We start from the raw sequence: 16965 nt of genomic DNA, 5'->3' as shown, positions 1-16965 counted from the left end.
CGTGGCTGTGACATCTCACGCGTACCTCGCCGCCGAACCCGTGGTGGCGACCGCGGCCGACAGCGCCGTGCTGTCGGGCGCATGGCTGCTCATCGCCCTGCCGCTCGCGGGCGCGGCGATCCTGCTGCTCGGCGGCAGGCGCACCGACAAGTGGGGGCACTGGCTGGCCACGGCCCTGCCGGTCGCCTCCTTCGCCTGGGCGCTCCTCGTCCTGTTCGACCTGCTCGGCAGGGCGGCCGACGCGCGCAGCGTCTCCGTCCCCGTCTACGAGTGGTTCTCCGTCGGCGAGTTCTCCGCCGGGGTGGACCTGCTCGTCGACCCCCTCTCGATCAGCTTTGTCCTGCTGATCACCTTCGTGGGGTCGCTCATCCACATCTACTCCGTCGGCTACATGGCCGAGGACCCGGGCAGGCGGCGCTTCTTCGCCTACCTCAACCTGTTCGTGGCCGCCATGCTCGTGCTGGTGCTCGCGGACAACTTCGTGCTGCTCTTCCTCGGCTGGGAGGGTGTGGGCCTGGCGTCCTACCTGCTCATCGGGTTCTGGCAGTACAAGCCCTCCGCCGCGGTGGCCGCCAAGAAGGCGTTCCTCATCAACCGCGTCGGCGACATGGGCCTGCTCATCGCGATCATGATCATGTTCGCGGTGCTGGGCGCGGTCAGCTTCAGCGACGTGTTCGCGGCCGTCCCGGGCGCGAGCGACGGCGTGCTGCTCGCGATCGGGCTGCTGCTGCTCCTGGGCGCCTGCGGCAAGTCCGCGCAGCTGCCGCTCCAGGCGTGGCTGCTCGACGCCATGGAGGGCCCGACCCCGGTGTCCGCGCTCATCCACGCGGCCACCATGGTCACCGCGGGCGTGTACCTCATCGTGCGCGCCGGACCCATCTTCGAGGGCGCCCCGGTGGCCCAGACCGTGGTCACGGTCGTGGGCGCCGCGACCATGCTGGCGGGCGGGATCATCGCCTCGGCCAAGGACGACATCAAGAAGTCCCTGGCCGGGTCCACGATGAGCCAGATCGGCATGATGGTCCTGGCCGCCGGGCTCGGCCCGGTCGGCTACGTGGCCGCCATCGCCCACCTGGTCACCCACGGCTTCTTCAAGGCCGGGCTGTTCCTGGGCGCCGGATCGGTCATGCACGCCATGAACGACGGCGTGAACATGCGCCGCTACGGCGGGCTGGCCCGGGTCATGCCGGTCACCTTCGTCACCTTCGGCCTCGGCTACCTGGCCATCATCGGCTTCCCGCTGCTGTCGGGCTGGTGGACGAAGGAGAGCATCATCTCCGCGGCCTTCGGCGTGGGCGGCACCCAGGGCATGGTGCTCGGGACCGCCGTCATCGTCGGCGCCGGACTCACCGCCTTCTACATGTCGCGGATGGTCTTCATGACCTTCCTCGGCAAGAAGCGGTGGGACGAGGGAGTGCACCCGCACGAGTCACCGGTCAGCATGACCGCCCCCATGGTGGTGCTGGCCGTCGGATCGGTCGCGCTGGGCGCCTTCCTCACGCTCGGCGACCGGTTCGCGGGCTTCCTGGCCCCGGCCACCGGGGCCCACCCGCACCACTTCGACGTCGTGCACGCGTTCACCGCGCCCTACGGACTGGCCGCCCTGGGCGTCATGGTCCTGGGCGTGGCCGCCGCCTGGGCGGTGTACCTGCGCAGGCCGGTGGAGCGCACCGCGCCCCGGGGCAACCTCGTCACCGTCGCCGCCAGCCGCGAGCTGTACGGCAACGAGATCAACGAGGGCCTGCTCATGCGGCCCGGCCAGCAGCTCACCCGGGCCCTGCTCGTCATCGAGGACAAGGTCATCGACGGGGCGGTCGACGGACTGGGCACCGGGGTGCGCGACTCCTCCAGCGGGTTGGGCCGGGTCCAGACCGGGTTCGCCCGCACGTACGCGCTCACCATGCTCTTCGGCGCCGTCATCGTCGCCGCGACGCTGGCTGTGAGGTTCTGACATGATCCCCTGGCTCACCATCGCGATCGCGCTCCCCGCGGTCGGCGCGGTCCTGGTCTGGGCGCTGCCGCGCACCGCCAAGGCCGCCACGGAGCGGACGGCCGCGGCCTCGGCCGCCTCGTCCGCCACCGCCTCCTCCGGAGGCGCCACCACCACGGCGACGGCCGTGCGGCCCGCCGCCGCGGCCAGGGGCGGGGCCCCGGCTGAGACCGCCAAGCGGCTCACGCTGGGTTTCTCGCTCGCCACCCTGCTCGTGCTCGGGGCCATGGCCCTCCAGTTCGACACCTCCCGGGCGGGAGCCCTCCAGTTCGAGGAGGTCTACCCCTGGATCCCGCGCTTCGGCGTCAGCTACGCCGTGGGCGTGGACGGCATCGCCCTGGCGCTGGTCCTGATGTCGGCCGTGCTGGTGCCCCTGGTGGTCCTGGCCGCCTGGCGCGAGCACGACGACCGCGAGGACGGGGGGCGCGGGTACTTCGCGCTCATCCTGGTCCTGGAAGCGATGATGATCGGCGTCTTCGCCGCCACCGACGTCTTCCTGTTCTACGTGTTCTTCGAGGCCATGCTCATCCCGGTCTACTTCATGATCGGGCGCTACGGGCGCGGCGACGACCGGGCCAGAGCCGCGGTCAAGTTCCTGCTCTACAGCCTCGCCGGCGGCCTGGTCATGCTGGTCGCGGTGATCGGCGTGTACGTCGTCGGCGGCACCTTCCTGTGGAGCGACCTGGTCGGCGAGGGCAGCGCCCTGGCCGCCGTGGACCCGGCCACGGCCCGCTGGCTGTTCCTCGGCTTCTTCGTCGCCTTCGCGATCAAGGCGCCGATGTGGCCCGTGCACACCTGGCTGCCCTCGGCGGCGGGCGCCTCGCGCCCGGGCACCGCCGTGCTGCTGGTCGGCGTGCTGGACAAGGTCGGCACCTACGGGATGCTGCGCTACTGCCTGGAGCTGTTCCCGGCGGCCGTGTCCTGGTTCGTGTGGCCGGTGGTGGCGCTGAGCCTGGTGAGCATCATCTACGGCGCGATCCTGGCCATCGGGCAGAACGACATGATGCGCCTGGTGGCGTACACGTCGGTCTCCCACTTCGGCTTCATCACCCTGGGCATCTTCGCCCTGACCGCGCAGGGACAGGCCGGAGCCGCCCTGTACATGGTCAACCACGGGTTCGCGACCGGGGCGCTGTTCCTGGTCGTGGGCTTCCTGATCGCCCGCCGCGGCTCCGCGCTCATCAGCGACTACGGCGGCGTGCAGCGGATCGCGCCCCGGCTGGCCGGGGTGTTCCTGGTGACGGGCCTGGCCGGTCTGGCGCTGCCGGGGTTGGCACCGTTCGTCAGCGAGTTCCTGGTGTTCGTCGGCGTGTACGCGTTCAGCCCGGCCCCCGCGATCATCGCGGCGGTCGGCGTGGTCCTGGCCGCGCTCTACATCCTGTGGATGTACCAGCGCACCATGAACGGACCCACCAGGGAGGACCTGACCGGACTGCGCGACCTGTCCGCGCGGGAGACGTGGGCGGTGGCCCCGCTGCTCGCGCTCATCCTCCTGCTCGGCCTGTACCCGCAGCCGGTGCTGGACGTGATCAACCCCGCGGTGGAGCGCACCGTGGAGGTCGGCGCGGGCCCTGACAGCGGGACCGGGGGCGCCGCGGGCGCCCAGGAAGAGGAAGGAGACGCGGAGTGATCCCCCACATGGACCTTCCCGTCATCACCGAGGCGCCGCCGCAGCTGGACTGGTGGCTGCTCGCGCCGCTGCTCACGGTGTTCGCCGCCGGTGTGCTGGGCGTGCTGTTCGAGGCGTTCGTCCCGCAGGGGCGGCGCCGCGGCATCCAGATCGGGCTCGCGGCGCTCGCGCTGCTGGCCGCGTTCGTCCTGCTGGTGCTCCAGGTGGGCTCGCTGCCCGAGGACGCGCCGGGGGTGACGGTCGGCGCCGGGGCGCTGGCGGTGGACCGGACGGTGATCTTCTTCCAGGGCACCATCACCGTGCTGGCGCTGGTGAGCCTGCTGCTGATCTCCGAGCGCCGGGACGGGCGCGACGCGTTCGCCGCGCAGGCGGCGACGGTGCCCGGCAGCGAGGAGGAGCGCGCGCACATCCTGGCGGGCTCCCAGCACACCGAGGTGTACCCGCTGGTGATGTTCGCGGTGCTGGGGATGCTGATGTTCCCGGCCTCGAACGACTTCCTGACGATGTTCATCGCGCTGGAGGTCATGAGCCTGCCGCTGTACCTGCTGTGCGGACTGGCCCGACGCCGCCGCCTGTTCTCGCAGGAGGCCGCGGTCAAGTACTTCCTGCTGGGCGCGTTCTCCTCGGCGTTCTTCCTGTTCGGCGCCGCCATGGTCTACGGCTACGCGGGCTCGGTGAACTTCGGCGAGATCCGCGCGGCCGTCGAGGCGGGCGGCGCGGACATCTTCCAGGGCGGCGACGGCGAGCCGCTGCTGCTCATGGGCATCGGCCTGGTGGCGGTCGGCCTGCTGTTCAAGGTCGGCGCGGTGCCCTTCCACAACTGGAAGCCGGACGTGTACCAGGGCGCGCCGACCCCGATCACGGCCCTGATGGCCTCCTGCACGCTGGTCGCCGCGTTCGGGGCCCTGCTGCGGGTGTTCTTCGTGCCCTTCGGGGGCTCGGCCCAGACCTGGGAGCCGATGCTGTGGGCGGTGGCCGTCCTGACGATGGTCGTGGCCGCGGTCATCGCGGTGACCCAGCGCGACGTCAAGCGGCTGCTGGCCTACTCGTCGGTGGTGCACGCCGGGTTCATCCTGACCGCGGTCGTGGCGGGCAGCACGGACGGGCTCGCGGGCGCCATGTTCTACCTGGCGGCCTACGGGTTCACCACGCTGGGCGCGTTCGCCGTGGTGACGCTGGTGCGGACCAAGGACGGCGGCCAGGAGCTGGGCGACCTGGACCGGTGGGCGGGGCTGGGCCGCCGCTCGCCGGCGCTGGCCGGGGCGCTGGCGCTGTTCCTGCTGGCGTTCGCCGGGATCCCGCTCACGAGCGGCTTCATCGGCAAGTTCGCGGTGTTCGAGGCGGCGGTGGCGGCCGGTGCCGTTCCGCTGGTCGTGGTGGGTGTGCTGAGCAGCGCGGTGACCGCGTTCTTCTACGTGCGGATCATCGTGGTGATGTTCTTCCGGGACCCGGAGGGCGAGGGCCCCACGGTGGTGCGCGCGGGCGCGGCCACGGGCGGGGTCATCGCGATCGGGGTGGCGGCGACGCTGCTGCTCGGCGTGTACCCGGGCGCGGTGCTCGACAACCTGCTGCCCTCGGTCGACGCCGACCAGGCTCCGACCTCGGTGATGGTGGACCAGGCGTCCACGGAGACCGGATCCGCCGGAGGCGCGGAGTGACCGGCGGCCGTGGACGTGCGCTGACCGGCGGGTACGGGCGCGGGGTCCGAGGCGGGCGCGAACGCTGACCCCAAGTGACCGGCAGAGTGACCAATTACCGGGTCTGACCTGGGATTGGTCACCTGCCGGTTCCGTACCCGGGTGTGGCTTTGGCTGTTCATTCCGGGTCGGATACCGTGGCAAGTCGGATCATGTTCATGTGCTGAGCACGCGGCGGCCCCCTCACCCGGGGTCACCTCCGTGCCGTTCGACAGGTGGAGCTGTACGGTGAGCGGTGCTGTCCCGAGCGGGTTTCTCGCTCTGCCGAGAGTCGACGATGCCCTTGCCCGGGAGGTCCAGGACGACCTGGAGAAGGTCGAGGACCTGCTGCGGGAGTCGGTCGCGTCGAGCGACCCCCTGCTGACCGAGGCGGCGTCCCACCTGCTGGTGGCCGGGGGCAAGCGCTTCCGCGCGACCCTGGTGCTGCTGGCCTCCCACTTCGGGGACCCGTCCGTGCCCGACCTCATCCCGGCCGCGGCCGTGGTGGAGCTCACCCACGTGGCCACGCTCTACCACGACGACGTCATGGACGAGGCGGAGCTGCGGCGCGGCGAGCCCAGCGCCAACCAGCGCTGGGGCAACAGCGTCGCCATCCTGACCGGCGACTACGTGTTCGCCCGCGCCTCGGAGATGCTCGCCGACCTGGGCACCGAGGCGGTCCGGCTCCAGGCGACCACGTTCGGGCGCCTGGTGCAGGGGCAGATCCTGGAGACCTCCGGTCCGCAGGAGGGCACCGACCCGCTGGACCACTACCTGAGGGTGATCAGCGACAAGACGGCGTCCCTGATCGCGTCGTCGGCGGAGTTCGGCGGCATGTTCGGCAAGGTCGACCCCGAGACGATCGGGACGGTCACGCGGGCGTGCGACGCGCTGGGGATGGCCTTCCAGCTGGCCGACGACCTGCTGGACGTGGCGAGCGAGAGCACGGACTCGGGCAAGACCCCGGGGACGGACCTGCGCGAGGGCGTGCTGACCCTGCCGATGTTCTACGCGCTGCGCTCCCAGGACGCGGCGGACGAGCGGCTCAAGTCGCTGCTGGGCCGCCCGCTGGGGGACGAGGAGGCCGAGGAGGCGCTGGCGCTGCTGCGGGTGCACCCGGCGATGGCCGAGGCCGAGGCCACCCTGCGCGGCTGGGCCGACAAGGCGCGCGCGGAGCTGGCGACCCTGCCCGAGAGCCCGGCGAGGGGCGCCTTCGAGGCGCTGTGCGACTACGTGGTCGAGCGCTCGGGCTGACCTCCCGCGGGTGTCCACGAGGACGCCCGCGCGACCGAGGGACAAGGGACCCAAGGACTGACGACGGCGCCGCCCGGTGGGGCGGCGCCGTCGCCGTTCTCTCAGTCCCGCCGTGCGGGGAGGCCGTGCCGGTGTCGCGGTGGGATTCCGTTCAGGTGCCCGGCGGGCCGCCCCGGGACCGGCGGGCGCGGCGGGGGAGAGCCGTCGCGCCCGCCGGCTGTGCGGGGTCGTGGGTCAGGACACCTAGCTCACGACGGGCAGGGCCTCGGAACCGGGCAGGTCCATGAAGGTCGGGTGCTGCGTCATGCCCGCGGGGGTCTCCTGCGGGACGGTGCCGCCCTCGACGGACAGCAGGTCGCTGGTGTCCACGTCGTTCAGCAGGTCCGTGCCCCGGCTCAGCGCGGCCACCAGGTCCTCGGCGGTCTCGGTGTTGACGCCCTCCGCGACCCCGGGCACCCCGGCGTCGGCGAGCTGCGGCACGACGGAGTCCACCGCGTCGTCGACCACGGGCACGCCGGTGCCGGAGAGGCGGGGCACCTCGGACTCGGCCAGGGGGCCCTCCACGTTCAGGGGCTGGAGCTCGGCGGCCCGGAGGTCGCCGCTCTCGGAACCGCTCTTGAGGGCGTCGGCCAGGTCGCCCAGGCCGGGTGTCGCGGGCGCCGACGCGCTCTGCCGCACGGTGGAGGAGCCGCCCAGTCCCAGGGCGTCCTCCAGGGCGGGGGCCTCGGCGCCGTCCAGCGCCAGGCTGTTGCCGCCGGTCACCGAGGACAGGTCCGAGGTGTCGGGCAGCCTGGCGACGTCGTGGAGCCGGGAGGTGTCCGGCAGCTGGGCGACCTGGTCGACCCGGGGCAGGTCCACCTGCTCGCGCAGCCCGTAGACCGACTCCAGGGTGTGCGGCAGCACCGTGACGGCGGTCTCCTCCACGGCCTCGCCCGCCCGGTGGCCGCCGTGCTCCAGGGCCCGCCCGGCGTCGTGGCCGATGGTGTCGTGGGGGTCGCCGTCCAGGCCGGTGGCGTCCTGGACCTCGAAGACGGTGTCGGCCAGCTCGGAGGTCGGGTTGGGCACCTCGCCGAGCGGGGTTCGGATGTCCTCCCCCTCGGGCAGCGGGGCGGACAGGTCGGGAGCGGGCTTGTCGGGGTTGTGCGCGGTCTCCTGGAGCTCCGACAGGGCGCTGTCGGCGATCGGCCCGACGCCCTCGGGCGCCACGCTGTTCAGGGTGGGGGCGACGCCCTCCACCAGGGCGCGCTCGACGACGGGCGCGATCTCGTGGACGGGCGAGGAGAGGGTCTCGGCACCGGAGACCCCGGCGCCGAGGGCGACGAAGCCGGCCGTTCCGGCGGCGAGGAGGACGGCCCTGGCTGATATGCGCTTGACCTGCGTCATGGGTTTCCCTTCGGAGGTTGTGCTCTGGATCAGTGGATACGGGGGGCCAAACGCGTGGGGCGCGCTCGGCCGGAGCCGGGGCGGACCACCGGCTGGCGTGAATTCCGTGAACGGGGCACGGGACTCAGGTCAGCTCCCAGAGGGCGCGCGGAGGGCCGGGCTGGGACGGGTCCGTGCGCGGGAGCGTGCGTCCGCGCGGGAGGGGCGCGTCCTAGTCGGGCGAGACCGTGGGGTCGTCGCTGGGGCCGCCGGGCACCGTGAGCAGGGCCCGGGCGGCGAGCAGGACGGCGTCGGCGGAGGGCGCGGTGACGGGCGCCGCGGTGAGGTAGCCCGCGACGGCGGGAACGGGGGCGGAGCCCCCTGCGGGCGCGGCCGAACCGGTGGTGAGCTGGTGGGCGGAGGAACCGGGGACCGGGGCCGCGGGGCCCGGCCGCTCGCTCCGGTCCTCACCGGCGGAGGCCCCGGCGGTGTCCGCGGGGAGGGCGGCGCCGTGCCCGTGAACGGTCTCGTGCGCGGTCCCGCCAACGGCGCCGTCGTCCTCCGACCGCTCGCGCGGGCCGGTTCCGGAGCCGTCGCCGTCAGGCTCCGGGGCGGGATCGGAGATCGCGGAGATCGCGGAGACCGCGGAGGCCACGGGGGAGAGGAGTCCCCCGGCGGTGTGGCCGTCGCGGTCGAGTCCGCGGACCACACGCCGTGCGCCCTCGCCCATCCCGGCGACCGGCCACGCGGCCTCGGGCAGGACCGCGGCGGTTTCGGCGGCGGTGCGCTCGGCCCCGTGCTCGAGGCGCCGGTGCACCGTGCCGAGGGTGGAGGCGACCGGCTCGGTCACCTGGCCGACGCCCTCGGGGACGACCTCGCCGAGGCGGCCGGAGTCCCCGAGCCGGAGGGAGGAGGCGTCCAGGGACGCGCTGTCCAGGGAGACGCGGTCGGAGGAGTCGCGGTCCCGCAGGGTGTGGTGCGGGGCGGTGCGCTCCGAGGAGGCGCGGTCATGGCTCCCGGAGGTGCCGGAGAAGCCGTCCGACAGCCGACCGGCGGTGAGCGAACCCTCGCCGAGCAGGGAGCGGGAGGCGCCCGTGCCGGAGTCGGAGTCGGCGGAGGCGGGGGCCGCGCCGAGCAGCCACAGGCCGACCAGCAGCGCCCCGGCCAGCAGCGGCAGCAGGAGCAGGGAGGGAGCCTCAGGGCACACGGCCGCGACGGCGCGCGTGGCGCGTGCCGTTCGGCTGGTGCGAGGCATGGGAGGGCCCTCCGGGACGTGCGGCCTGGTCCGAGCCGGGGGAGATCCCCGACTCGCGACCTGACGTTAGCACAGAGTCACAGAGGGTAGTTTGGGTTTTCCGCAACCGGGGAAGGGCGGGTCAGTCCGCGGGCTCCGGCCGGGTGGGCTCCCCCGGAAGCGGCTTCCGGGGCCGCCCGAGCTCCCGTCGTCGCTGGTCCTCGGGGCCCTCGTCCTGCTTTCCGGGCTGTTCCCCGGCCTGCTCCCCTTCCCGGCCCCGGTCGGAGGCCCGTGGCCGGGGACGGGAACGGACGTCGCGGACCTGGTCGACGACGAACACGCACAGCGCCAGCCACACCAGCGCGAAGCCCAGCCAGCGGGCGGGCGGCATGTCCTCGCCCTGCACCAGCCAGCCGACGAAGAACATGATGACCGGGGCGATGTACTGGAGGATGCCGATGACGCTCAGGGGGACCTGGCGCGCGGCCACGCCGAACAGCAGCAGCGGCAGGGCGGTCACGAAGCCGCCGCCGACCAGCAGGGCGGTGTGGCCCGCCGACACCGAGAACGCGGTCCCGGCGCCGGTGGCCTCCAAGTGGATCACGAAGCCCAGCGCGGGCAGGAACATCACCAGGGTCTCGATGGACAGGCTCTGCACGCCGTCCAGGTCCACGTACTTCTTCACCGCGCCGTAGGCGGCGAAGGAGGAGGCCATGAGCAGCGACAGCCACGGGGCCACGCCGTAGGCGACGGTCATCACGGCCACGGCCAGGACGCCGAGGCCGACCGCCACCCACTGGAGGGTCCGCAGCCGCTCGGAGAACAGCATCACCCCCAGGCACACCGACATCAGCGGGTTGATGAAGTACGCGAGCGAGGCCTGGAGGGTCTGCTCGGTGGAGACCGCGTAGATGAAACCCCACCAGTTGACGGAGATCAGCACCGCCGCCGCGGCCACCGGCAGCAGGCGGCGGGGGCTGCGCAGGACCGAGGGGAACCAGGACCAGCCCCGCCGGGTGACGAGGAGGACGACGCACATCGCGAGCAGGGCCCACACCATGCGGTGGGCGAGGATCTCGCTGGGTTCGGAGGAGGAGAGGAGGGGCCAGTACAGGGCCGCTACGCCCCAGAGGAGGAAGGCGGCCGCCCCGAGGACGACGCCACGCTTGGATTCCGGCACGCCAGCAATGGTAGGACGAATTGTCCGGAGTGTCTTCCCCGCGGACGCGGCGGTGACGGCCGCCGTCCGCGTCCGTCCACAGGTTCGATCGCGTCCGTGCGCCGGACCAGGCCCGTGGATACCCTGGGAAGCATGTTCGGGACAAAGACGACCATGGTCGATCCAGCACGCGCCCTGCCCGGTCGGGACACCCCGATGGACGTGCCCTTCGGGCACACGGTGCTGGGCACCAGCCTCACCCCGCCCTACCCGGAGGGAAGCCAGATCGCCGACGTGGCGATGGGCTGCTTCTGGGGCGCCGAGCGCATGTTCTGGCGCCTGGGCGCGGAGCGGGGGATCATCACGACCGCGGTGGGCTACGCGGGCGGCTACACGCCCAACCCGACCTACGAGGAGGTGTGCTCGGGCCTGACCGGGCACACCGAGGCGGTGCGCGTGGTGTTCGACCCCGAGCGCATCTCGTACGCGGAGGTCCTCAAGGTGTTCTGGGAGGGCCACGACCCGACCCAGGGCATGCGCCAGGGCAACGACGTCGGCACCCAGTACCGGTCGGCGATCCTGTACCACGACGACGCCCAGCGGATCGCGGCCGAGACCAGCCGCGACGCCTTCCAGCCGGTGCTGGCCCGGGCGGGCTACGGGCCGATCACCACCGAGATCGCGCCGCTGCGCGCGTTCTACTTCGCCGAGGACTACCACCAGCAGTACCTGTCCGACGCCAAGAACCCCAACGGCTACTGCGGCATCGGCGGAACCGGCGCCAGCTGCCCGATCGGTGTCGTGACCTCGGATGACGCGTCCTCGGGTCACGCGGCCGGGTAGTACGGCGGAGTGCGTGCGAGTACGCACGCGCACGTTCGAATGATGGCTGGGTGATGGCTCAGCCATCATTCGACGATGGTTGGGACGCTCACGGCCCCGGCGCGGGCGGTGGGAGTGCTGGAGACGGGACGTGCGGGGAAGGGAGTGTTCTCAGCGACGCGCCGGGGGCGGCCGCACTACCGGAGGTCCGCTGAAAAACGGCCCTGCTTTGGCTGAGTCGCGGGCTGTTCGACCTGCGGCTTTACCGTCGGGGTCCTCATCGCCCCTGCGAGGGGTGGCAACGCCCCCGGCCGGACGGCGGGCCCCACCGTGTCCGGCGTCCTCATCGCCCCTGCGAGGGGTGGCAACGCGCTGAACCGCGAGATCGGCGGCGCCTGCCTGCTGATGGGCCACAACCGTGAGGACGTCATGGCGGAACTGCTCTTCTGCCTGATGAACGGACGTCGCCCGCTGCCCTGCCCCACACGCCGCATCGGCCACGTGGACTGCTTCATGCCCGTCCGGGACGTGCCCAAGGTGCTGCTGGACTCCTGCTGTCCGCGGGTGGGCGAAGCGAACCACAGCGAACGGATCGACGGCACCGCCCCGCGGCGGTCCTCGATCTACTACCAGGCCCATGCCCTGGACGCGATCGTCCCCCAGATGTCCCTGTCCCCGATGACGGGGGTGCGAGACCTCATGGACTCCCTCAACGGGTGGGAGGCCCTGGAGGAGATCGACGGCACGCCGCTCGCGCACACCGGTCACGGAGACCCGGGCGAGAGGAAAGTGCTGGTGAGGCTGCTCAGCCGGTACTTTCCCGGCTGGTCGGTCGGCGGAGCGGACCAGCAGTAGTCTGGCGCTGTCCACGCATTCACCACGGCACGGGAAGCGGCACCAACATGGCTAAGGCGCAGGCACCCTCAGGAACGCGGGACTTCCTCGCGGACGACCTGAGGCGCAGGAGGGCGGCCATCGCCACCGTCTCCGAGGTCTTCGAACGCTACGGGTTCGACCCGTTGGAGACCCCTGCGTTCGAGCGGATCGAGGTGGTCACCGGCAAGTACGGCGAGGAGGCGTCCAAGCTCCTGTTCAAGATCCTGCGCCGGGGCGTCCACGAGGCCAGCGGACAGCCCGACCTGGCTCTGCGCTATGACCACACGGTGCCGCTGGCCCGCGTCATCGGCACCCACGGCTCCAAGCTGCCCTCCCCCTTCAAGCGGTACGCCATCGGCCCGGTGTGGCGGGCCGACCGCCCCCAGGAAGGCCGGTTCCGCGAGTTCGTCCAGTGCGACGTGGACACCGTGGGCTCCACCTCACCGCTGGCCGACGCCGAGATCGTGCGCGCCATCGCCGACGGCCTCGACGCCCTGGGAGTCGAGCGCTTCCGCTTCCTGGTCAACAGCCGCGAGGCCCTGCGCGGTCTGCTGGAGGTCTACGAGGTGGCCGAGGACCGCGGTGACGGGGTCCTGGCCACCCTGGACAAGCTCGACAAGGTCGGCGTCCAGGCCGTCGCGAAGGAACTCGTCGACGAACGCGGCCTGGACGTGTCCGTCGCCGAGAGCCTGGCCGAGGACGTGGCCGCCGACGACCCGGCCCTCATCCGCTCCAAGCTCGCCACCACCGAACGCGGGCAACGGGGGCTGGCCGAGATCGACAGTCTGTTGGAACTGACCGCCGACCTGGGCGACCGTGTCGTCTTCGCCCCCCGGATGGTGCGCGGCCTGGACTACTACACCGGAGCCATCTGGGAGGTCGAAGCCGAGGGCTTCCCCGGCGCGGTCGCGGCCGGAGGACGCTATGACGGCCTGGTCGCCTCCCTGGGCGGCCCCGACGCACCCGCCTGCGGTGGATCCATCGGTATCGAGCGCATCCTGGCCATGCAGGACTCCCAGGACACCGAACCGCGCGGCCTCGACGTCGCCCTGACCGTTCTGGGCGGGGAGGCCGAGTTGATGCGCCTGGCGGGCGGCCTGCGCTCAGGCGGCCTGCGCGTGGGCATGTTCCTGGGGGCGTCGCGCAAGCTCGGCAAGCAGCTCCAGTGGGCCAACGCCCAGCACGCCCGCTTCACCGTCCTCTACGGCCCTGAGGAACAGGAGTCCGGTGAGGTGACCGTCCGCGACATGGAGTCGGGCGAGCAGACCCGCGCCCCCCTCGGCACCGCCGCCTCCTACCTCCAGGAGCTGGTCGAAGGGTAAGCCCCTTGACCGGGCCCACCCCCTGCCCTGCACGGTCACCCTCACCCGCGTTCCGGCGCGACCCGCTCCAACAGGTCGCTGTCCGGCTCGGTACCGATCCCGTCGAAGAGGGGCGGGCTCCGGCTGGAACACGTCCCTCCCAGGGGATGCCGACCGGACGGGGTACCTGGGCGCGGGTCAGTCGGCACCGCCCCGGCGACGTCTTCCCGCGCGAGTTCAGCGGCCTGGAGGCCTCCACGGCTGTACGGGGAGTCCCCCGGACCGATCGGTGAGCCGGGTGAGGCCCCGCCCCCTTTCCCCGGGGAGGACAAGGCGGGCGGGGCCCCGCGCGCTACTTCACCGCGCCCGCCGACAGCCCGGACACGAGGTAGCGCTGGACCAGCATGAAGGCGACGACCACCGGCAGGGAGATGGTCACCGACGCGGCCAGCAGCTCGTTCCACAGGGTGTCGGTCTGGCTGGTGTAGAGCTTCAGCCCGATGGAGAGCGTGCGGGTCTCGGTGTCGGTGAGCACCGAGGCGAACAGCACCTCGCCCCAGGCGGTGATGAACGCGAACACCCCGACGGCGAGGATGCCCGGGCGGGCCACGGGGAGGATGACCCGGACCAGGGCGCCGATCCTGCTGGTGCCGTCGATCATCGCCGCTTCCTCCAGACCCTCGGGGATGGCGCTGAAGTACCCGGCCAGCATCCAGATCGAGAACGGCAGGGCGAAGGTCAGGTAGGTGATGATGAGCCCGGTGTAGGAGCCGGTGAACTCGATGCCGGTGAGGTCCTCCAGCCGTACGAAGATCAGGAAGAGCGGCAGCAGGAACAGGATGCCGGGAAACATCTGCGTTGAGAGCACCGTCATGCTGAACAGCCGTCTGCCGCGGAAGCGCAGCCGTGACAGCGGATAGGCGGCCAGCACCGCCACCACCAGCGCCAGGGCCGTCGCCGTGGTGGTGACGATCAGGCTGTTGGTGAGATAGCGGGCCAACGGGATCGTCGTCCACATGTCCACGTACGGCTGGAGGGTGACGCGGTCCGGAAGCCAGGTGAACGTTCCCCGGACGTTCTCCAGCGGCTTCACCGAGGTCACCACCAGCACGTACAGGGGCAGCACGGTGAACACGGTGAGGAAGGTCAGGACGATCCGGCGGAACCAGCGGAATCCCCGTGTCTCATGCATTGCCACTCCCCTTGGGCAGCACCATCCGGACGTAGACCGCCGACGCGATGATCAGCGCGACGAGCAGCAGCACGCTCATCGCGGAGCCCAGTCCGAAGTTCCAGTTGACGAAGGAGTGCTCGTAGATCAGCGGTGAGATCAGCCGTGCGCTCTCGGGTGAGGTGTCACCGAAGAGCAGGAAGGGGATGTTGAACTCGTTGAACGTCCACAACGTCATGACGAGCAGCACGACCGCGTTCGCCGAGCGCACCATGGGCAGCGTGATGCCGGTGAACCGCCTCCAGGTCGAGGCGCCGTCGATGGCGGCGGCCTCGTACATGTCCTCGGGGATGCTCTGTAGCGCCGCCAGCAGCATCAGGAAGGCGAACGGCCACAGCCGCCACACCGACACGATCACCAGCACCCAGAAGGCGTTCTCACCGATGAGCCAGAACGGACGCTCGTCCAGTAGCCCCAGATCCTCCACGAGCAGGCGGTTGACCATGCCGTCGCGCTGGTTGAACATGAACGCCCAGACGATCGCGGCGACGTAGACCGGCAGGGCGTAGGGCACGAGGAACAGGGTGCGCAGTACGCCGCGCCCCCGGAACTTCGTGTTCAGCGCGACAGCGGCGGCCATCCCCAGCACCCACGACACCCCCACCACCAGCACGGTGTAGACGGTGGTGCGGAACAGGCTCTCGAACAGGGCGCTGCCCAGGGCGTTCCCGGGATCGAGACCGCGGACGAAGTTGTCGAGGCCGACCAGCGGCGCCGTCGTCCAGCGCCGGATGGTCAGCTGCGTCAGCGAGGTGAACGCGATGTAGATCCCCAGGCCCATGGGGATGATATGGACCAGCAGCTCCAGTACCGCCGCCGGCAGCAGCATGCCGTACGGCAGGAACCACCCCGGGCGGCGCGTGCGCCGTCTGCCCGGCTCCTCCACGGGGCCGGCCCCGTGCGGGACCTCAGCGGTACCGGGCCCCTGTTCTTCTGTAGTCGACATCTAGCGCCTCCATCAGACGGTCGCCCCGCCGCGGGGACGAGGCGACCGAAGGGACACACCGCCTAGTTCGCGGCGTCCATCTGGGTCTCGGCTTCCTCCATGGCCTGTCGGACGTCGGCCTCGGTGACCTCGCCGCCGGTCGCCACCTCGGCGAAGAGCCCGCCGATCGCCTCGCCGAGCACCGTCTCCATCTGGCCCTCCTCGGGGATCAACGGCATCGGTGCGGAGTGCTCGGTGAGGATCGTGCGGAAGGTCTCCATCGACTCGTCGCCCCGCAGCTCCTCGCTGTCGTAGGACTCGGTGGCCACCGGCAGCGTCTGGAACTCCTGGGACAGGTACACCTGCTCCTCCGGGCTGGTCAGGTGCTCGACCAGTTGCAGGGCGCCCTCCTTGTCGTCGGTGTCGTTGAAGACGCTGATGTTGATCCCGGCCGCGTGGCTCTGGATGGGCTCGCCCGGCAGCGGGTCGAGCATGGGCACCTGGGCGACCTCGTAGTCATCGAATCCGCGGGCGGCCATGCTGGTGCGGGCGCTGCCCTGCACGATGATCATGGCCGCGCGCCCGTCGACGAAGTCGCTGATGCCCTGGGTGCCGTCGCTGAACTCGGCGCTGCTGGGGTCGACGACCTCCTCCACGGCCATCAGGTCCACCCACTGCTTGACCGCGGTGACCTGCTCGTCGGAGGAGAAGCTGGGCCCGTCCTCTCCCCACAGCTGTCCGCCCTGCTGCTGGCCGAGGATGAAGGCCATGTGGGAGTTCTGCCGCTCGTTGCCGCCCTCCAGCACGAAGCCGTACTGGTCGACCTCGCCGTCGTCGTCGGTGTCCCTGGTCAGCTCGTCCGCGGTGTCGACGAACTCCTCCCAGGTCGCGGGCGGCGCCTCGATGCCCGCTTCCTCGAACATGGTGGGGTTGTAGAACAGCGCGTAGGACAGTCCGTAGAGCGGCACCGACGTCGGCGGCTGGCCCTCGGCGCCGCCGGTGGCGAAGCTGGTGCTGACGAAGCGCTCCTCGCCGCCCACCGCCTCGAGGTCAGCGCCCTCGTAGGGCACGAAGGCACCGGTCTCCTGGAGGCTGGCCGCCCAGGTGTTGCCGATGTTGAGCACGTCGGGCCCGTCGCCGCTGCTGACCGCGGTGAGGACGCGGTTGTACAGCTCGCTCCAGGGGATGACCTCCAGTTCGACCTCGACACCGGTCTCCTCGGTGAAGCGGTCGAGCGCGGGCTGGAGGACCTCCCGGTCCTCCTCCACGCTCGCTCCCTGGTTGCTGGCCCAGTAGGTCAGCGTCTGGTCCCCGGAGTCCTCGCCGGAACCGCAGCCGGTCAGCGCGACGGCCAGTCCCAGCGCGGTCGAAGCGGACAGGAGTGCTGTGGGGGGTGTCTTCACGGCCGTCTCCGTTTCTCTGTGTGCCGTGTGGGCCCGTCGTCAGCGTCGGCGATGACGGAACGGGCAGGTCGGACGCGCCCGTCGACCTGTGGGCGAGAGCAT

At 71.6% G+C, this 16965-nt stretch carries 13 protein-coding genes; 7 read left to right on the top strand and 6 right to left on the bottom strand.

The window, feature by feature from the left end; genetic code table 11:
• Positions 1–7: 7 nt before the first annotated feature.
• The 4 genes from nuoL (at position 8) to ACSIH6_RS18120 (ending at position 6550) form a co-directional block, all read left to right on the top strand.
• The gene (nuoL, locus tag ACSIH6_RS18135; RefSeq protein WP_435109512.1) at positions 8–1951 is read left to right on the top strand and encodes an NADH-quinone oxidoreductase subunit L; all 1944 of its coding nucleotides are present in this window, start codon (positions 8–10) and stop codon (positions 1949–1951) included.
• Position 1952: 1 nt separating this feature from the next.
• A complete protein-coding gene (locus ACSIH6_RS18130; protein WP_435109489.1) occupies positions 1953–3620 on the top strand; it encodes an NADH-quinone oxidoreductase subunit M in 1668 nt (555 codons plus the stop codon).
• A gap of 8 nt (positions 3621–3628) precedes the next feature.
• Positions 3629–5278, top strand: a complete 1650-nt coding sequence (gene nuoN / locus ACSIH6_RS18125) for an NADH-quinone oxidoreductase subunit NuoN (protein WP_435109511.1) — start codon at positions 3629–3631, stop codon at positions 5276–5278.
• 267 nt (positions 5279–5545) lie between these two features.
• The gene (locus tag ACSIH6_RS18120) at positions 5546–6550 is read left to right on the top strand and encodes a polyprenyl synthetase family protein (RefSeq protein WP_435109488.1); all 1005 of its coding nucleotides are present in this window, start codon (positions 5546–5548) and stop codon (positions 6548–6550) included.
• Positions 6551–6793: 243 nt separating this feature from the next.
• On the opposite strand, the gene ACSIH6_RS18115 is transcribed toward ACSIH6_RS18120, so the two are convergent.
• From ACSIH6_RS18115 to rarD, 3 genes are all read right to left on the bottom strand, one after another.
• Positions 6794–7933 (bottom strand): hypothetical protein, encoded by a 1140-nt coding sequence (locus tag ACSIH6_RS18115; protein ID WP_435109487.1) that lies wholly within the window; start codon positions 7931–7933, stop codon positions 6794–6796.
• A 211-nt stretch (positions 7934–8144) separates the two neighbouring features.
• On the bottom strand, positions 8145–9167 hold the full coding sequence (locus tag ACSIH6_RS18110) for a flagellar associated protein (protein ID WP_435109486.1): 1023 nt from the start codon (positions 9165–9167) through the stop codon (positions 8145–8147).
• A gap of 121 nt (positions 9168–9288) precedes the next feature.
• On the bottom strand, positions 9289–10326 hold the full coding sequence (gene rarD, locus ACSIH6_RS18105) for an EamA family transporter RarD (RefSeq protein WP_435109485.1): 1038 nt from the start codon (positions 10324–10326) through the stop codon (positions 9289–9291).
• A 132-nt stretch (positions 10327–10458) separates the two neighbouring features.
• On the opposite strand from rarD, the gene msrA reads away from it, so the two are divergent.
• From msrA to hisS, 3 genes are all read left to right on the top strand, one after another.
• Positions 10459–11148, top strand: a complete 690-nt coding sequence (gene msrA, locus ACSIH6_RS18100; protein WP_435109484.1) for a peptide-methionine (S)-S-oxide reductase MsrA — start codon at positions 10459–10461, stop codon at positions 11146–11148.
• A 309-nt stretch (positions 11149–11457) separates the two neighbouring features.
• Positions 11458–11982, top strand: a complete 525-nt coding sequence (locus tag ACSIH6_RS18095) for a hypothetical protein (RefSeq protein ID WP_435109483.1) — start codon at positions 11458–11460, stop codon at positions 11980–11982.
• Between the two features lie 47 nt (positions 11983–12029).
• Positions 12030–13325 (top strand): histidine--tRNA ligase, encoded by a 1296-nt coding sequence (gene hisS / locus ACSIH6_RS18090; protein ID WP_435109482.1) that lies wholly within the window; start codon positions 12030–12032, stop codon positions 13323–13325.
• 331 nt (positions 13326–13656) lie between these two features.
• On the opposite strand, the gene ACSIH6_RS18085 is transcribed toward hisS, so the two are convergent.
• The 3 genes from ACSIH6_RS18085 to ACSIH6_RS18075 all read right to left on the bottom strand — a co-directional run bounded on the left by ACSIH6_RS18085 (position 13657) and on the right by ACSIH6_RS18075 (position 16863).
• Complete coding sequence (locus tag ACSIH6_RS18085) at positions 13657–14496, bottom strand: carbohydrate ABC transporter permease (protein ID WP_435109481.1); 840 nt, start codon at positions 14494–14496, stop codon at positions 13657–13659.
• Positions 14489–15481 (bottom strand): carbohydrate ABC transporter permease, encoded by a 993-nt coding sequence (locus tag ACSIH6_RS18080; RefSeq protein ID WP_435109480.1) that lies wholly within the window; start codon positions 15479–15481, stop codon positions 14489–14491. The genes ACSIH6_RS18085 and ACSIH6_RS18080 overlap by 8 nt, the downstream gene beginning before the upstream one ends.
• Before the next feature lie 62 nt (positions 15482–15543).
• Positions 15544–16863 (bottom strand): sugar ABC transporter substrate-binding protein, encoded by a 1320-nt coding sequence (locus tag ACSIH6_RS18075; protein WP_435109479.1) that lies wholly within the window; start codon positions 16861–16863, stop codon positions 15544–15546.
• Positions 16864–16965: the final 102 nt, after the last annotated feature.

It is taken from the genome of Nocardiopsis synnemataformans (assembly GCF_965343085.1).
Taxonomy (GTDB): Bacteria; Actinomycetota; Actinomycetes; order Streptosporangiales; family Streptosporangiaceae; genus Nocardiopsis; species Nocardiopsis alborubida.
This window is presented reverse-complemented; position numbering and strand designations above follow the sequence as displayed.

Excerpts from the sequence above, each read along its gene's own strand:
- ACSIH6_RS18130 (WP_435109489.1), top strand. The coding sequence starts at position 1,953 with ATGATCCCCTGGCTCACCATCGCGATCGCGCTCCCCGCGGTCGGCGCG.
- nuoN (WP_435109511.1), top strand. The coding sequence starts at position 3,629 with ATGGACCTTCCCGTCATCACCGAGGCGCCGCCGCAGCTGGACTGGTGG.
- ACSIH6_RS18115 (WP_435109487.1), bottom strand. The coding sequence starts at position 7,933 with ATGACGCAGGTCAAGCGCATATCAGCCAGGGCCGTCCTCCTCGCCGCC.
- ACSIH6_RS18110 (WP_435109486.1), bottom strand. The coding sequence starts at position 9,167 with ATGCCTCGCACCAGCCGAACGGCACGCGCCACGCGCGCCGTCGCGGCC.
- msrA (WP_435109484.1), top strand. The coding sequence starts at position 10,459 with ATGTTCGGGACAAAGACGACCATGGTCGATCCAGCACGCGCCCTGCCC.
- hisS (WP_435109482.1), top strand. The coding sequence starts at position 12,030 with ATGGCTAAGGCGCAGGCACCCTCAGGAACGCGGGACTTCCTCGCGGAC.
- ACSIH6_RS18085 (WP_435109481.1), bottom strand. The coding sequence starts at position 14,496 with ATGCATGAGACACGGGGATTCCGCTGGTTCCGCCGGATCGTCCTGACC.
- ACSIH6_RS18080 (WP_435109480.1), bottom strand. The coding sequence starts at position 15,481 with ATGTCGACTACAGAAGAACAGGGGCCCGGTACCGCTGAGGTCCCGCAC.